The following is a 2,026-nucleotide window of genomic DNA, read 5'->3' on the forward strand; positions in this document are numbered from 1 at the left end:
TTGCCAGTGGCGGGCCTTTGTTACGCATTGGCGGCCGGCGGGCGGCCGCTGCTGGCCGGGTTGGTGCTGGTCGCGGCCGGCGCGTCCCTGGCCCTGCCGCCGCTCAGCCTGCCCGCCAGCCTGACGCTCGGCTGGGCCGCGGCGCCGTCCGCGCTCGGCCTGTTCTGGGCCGGGCTGAAGGGCGGCCTGCTCACCTTTGGCGGCGCCTATACCGCCATTCCCTTCGTGCGGTCCGACACGGTGGGGCGCGGCTGGATCAGCGACCAGGCCTTTCTGGATGGGCTGGGCCTGTCGGGCCTGTTGCCGGCGCCGCTGGTCATCTTCGTGACGTTCGTGGGCTTCGTCGCCGATGGCTTCAGCGGCGCGCTGGCCATAACCGCCGGCATGTTCCTGCCGGCCTTCGCTTTCTCGTTGCTCTTCTATGAACGGCTGGAGCAGGTGACCGACGATCCACGCCTGACCCACAGCCTCGAAGGCGTTGCCGCAGGCGTGGTCGGGCTCATCGTGGTCACCCTCATCGATCTGGCCCGCACCGCCGCCACCGGCAGCCCCAATCTGCCGGTGAGCCTGGCCATCACCGCCGCCGCTCTGCTGCTCCTCTATCGCTGGAAACACAGACTGGCGCCGCTGGTCGCTGTGCTGTTTGGCGGCGCCATCGGCTTGCCATTGTTGAGTTAGGGATGGGATCGCGATTGACGCGGCGCTGCTGGCAGTTACAAAATTCCTCGTTACTGAGGCGTCCCTTCTCGCAGGAACCAGCTCATGCAATTCTTTTCTCCCCGAGTTGGGGATAGAATTTTGGTGTTTCTGGTGTGCTTCCCTGTTTGGATTGGATTAATCTGCACTCTTGCAAGTTTTTTCATCCCCATTCACAAAACAGAGTTCATTGCTTGCGTGGTAATGGCAATACCCGTCTCATTAATCTATGCTCTATGGGTAGTTATTAGAATCTCAAGCAACGAAATTATAATTAGATATATTTCAATTGGTATCATACGAAGGAAACATATCCTTGTAGATGATATTTTCTCATTTCACATCCAATGGGTTCAAAACCCGGTCTTTCCTTCGGGAATGGGCAATTCATTCCTAGTCATAACTGATAAAAATAGGAAAGAATTCAATTATCCCTTGGCGCTTTACACGCGTAGCAGTCTTCTCGAATTTGCAAATGGCCTCAAGGGAATTGGGATCATGGAAAGTTGTCCACACACCAAGCAGGCATGAAGGCCCACCGACTTACCTGCGCACCCGAGAACAAACGGGTCAAGGGTCTACGACCCTTGCCGCCGGAGGCCCCCTTCTTGGTCCGCTTGACCCGGCCGCCCGCGCCATCTGCCGCTGGCGCCCGAGTGCCACTTCTGACATGCCGTGGCGCACAGGGAGGACGGACCATGACGAGACGGCCAGGCCCCGCCCGATGATCCCGCGTGAACTGATCGGTGAGGCCGACGTGCCGGGCGGGCCACCGCTAAGGCTGTTCCGGCGCGGCGATGATTTCATGATCGTGCTCGATCGCAACGAACTGATGAGCACGCGCATGCACGGCTCAGAGGTCGCGCTGGGCACCATGGCCTGTGATCGCATCGCGGCCCGCAAGGCGCCGCACCTGCTGATCGGCGGCTATGGCATGGGCTATACGCTGCGCGCCGTGCTCGGCCGGCTGGGGGCCGATGCGCTTGTGACGGTGGCGGAACTGGTGCCCGGCATCATCGCCTGGGCGCGCGGGCCGATGGCGGCGATCACCGCCGGCTGCCTCGATGATCGCCGCGTCACGCTGACCATGGGCGATGTTGCCGCCACCATGGCGCAGGCGACGGCGGCTTATGATGCGATCCTGCTCGATGTCGACAATGGCCCGGACGGGCTGACCCGCGCGGCCAATGACGGCCTCTACAGCCCGCGCGGCCTCGCCGATGCGCGCGCGGCGCTGCGGCCTGGTGGCGTGCTTGCCGTCTGGTCGGCCGCGCCGGACGCCGCCTTTGGCCGGCAATTGGAGCGCAGCGGCTTTGCGGTGGAGACGGTG

Annotated in this window: 2 protein-coding genes; both read left to right on the forward strand. The window is 62.5% G+C overall.

The window, feature by feature from the left end; all coding sequences use genetic code 11:
- Positions 1 to 678: chromate transporter (locus tag GJ693_RS15675; RefSeq protein WP_197042276.1), on the forward strand; the 678-nt coding region annotated here is incomplete at its 5' end.
- 742 nt (positions 679 to 1,420) lie between these two features.
- Positions 1,421 to 2,026: polyamine aminopropyltransferase (locus GJ693_RS15680; protein ID WP_156257170.1), on the forward strand; the 606-nt coding region annotated here is incomplete at its 3' end.

It is taken from the genome of Sandarakinorhabdus oryzae, from assembly GCF_009733735.1.
Taxonomy (GTDB): Bacteria; Pseudomonadota; Alphaproteobacteria; order Sphingomonadales; family Sphingomonadaceae; genus Sandarakinorhabdus; species Sandarakinorhabdus oryzae.